We start from the raw sequence: 1215 nt of genomic DNA, 5'->3' as shown, positions 1-1215 counted from the left end.
CCAAACCGGATCTGGGTTGTCGAGGTGCAGGTGTCAAACTGATCAATAGCCAAGATCAGCTAGAACAGTACATTGCATCCTTCCCAAATCAGGCTCGATTTTTACTGCAAGAAAAGGCGCCATATCAAGCTGAAGCCGGCGTGTTCTATGTTCGCTATCCAAATAAAAAGCAAGGTGAGATCATCTCGATCACCCTCAAATATTCACCAATGGTGACAGGGGATGGCACCTCTACACTCAAGCAATTAATTGAAAGCAATCCAAGAGCTGGGCAGCTCAGTCACCTCTATCTCCCAAGGCATAAAGGCAAGTTGGATCATGTGCTCGCAGAGGGTGAAGAATTTCAACTGGCATTCGCAGGCAGCCATAGCCGCGGCTCTATTTTTAGAGACGGCAATCAATACATCACCAAAGCGCTCACTGAGCGTTTAGATGAGATATTTAACGACTTCGATGGCTTCCACTATGGACGACTGGACGTCAAGTTCAGGGACATACATAGCCTGATGCAGGGCGAAGATTTTACAATCCTTGAGGTCAATGGCGCGAGCAGTGAAGCGGCACATATCTGGGATCGAAACACACCGCTGAAAGAGATATTTTCTACGCTACTTCAGCAATATCGCATTCTTTATGACATTGGCGCTCAACAGAAACAACGGGGCCATCAGCCTCCCTCTTTCAAGAGCCTGATTGACGCGTGGCAAGAAGAGCGACGCCTTGTTCAACAATATCCAACCACCGATTAACTTTGTACGAGGATCATGAATGAACCCGATAGCCCAACCGAGCGCCCTCACTTCTTTCTCTCCTAGTATCAAAGGAGCGGTAGAGATATTGAATCAAGGCCTAGAATTTTTGTTAGCCATTTCTGACAGCGACTATTTGACAAGCGCTAAGCCTCACGTCACTAGCTCTATTGGTGAGCACACACGTCATACGCTCGATCTTTTCCACGCTTTGATTTTAAACGAGGACTCAAGCGTCGATTACAACACTCGCCGCCGTGGTCACCCAGTTGAGTACGACCGCTCATTGGCTGTGAAAGAGATCCATTACGTGATCAACTGGCTTGAGCGATTGGACAACAGTGATCTCAAAGCGCCTATCACGATCCAAACCGAGGTTTCAATGGATGCTCAGGTATTCGCAAATCTGCCATCGACACTCGAGCGAGAGATCACTTTTGCAGCGCTGCACGCCAATCATCACTAC

2 protein-coding genes are annotated in these 1215 nt (G+C 47.9%); both read left to right on the top strand.

Annotation, left to right across the window (positions count from 1 at the left end; translation table 11 throughout):
* Window positions 1-749, top strand: a 749-nt coding sequence (locus KIV40_RS28125) for a D-alanine--D-alanine ligase (RefSeq protein ID WP_285352490.1), incomplete at its 5' end; no start/stop codon positions are given.
* A 19-nt stretch (window positions 750-768) separates the two neighbouring features.
* Window positions 769-1215, top strand: a 447-nt coding sequence (locus KIV40_RS28120) for a hypothetical protein (protein ID WP_285352489.1), incomplete at its 3' end; no start/stop codon positions are given.

The sequence above is a fragment of the Vibrio sp. D173a genome (genome assembly GCF_030248475.1).
Note: the sequence above shows the minus strand (reverse complement) of the source record. Positions and strands in the feature narration are given on the sequence as shown.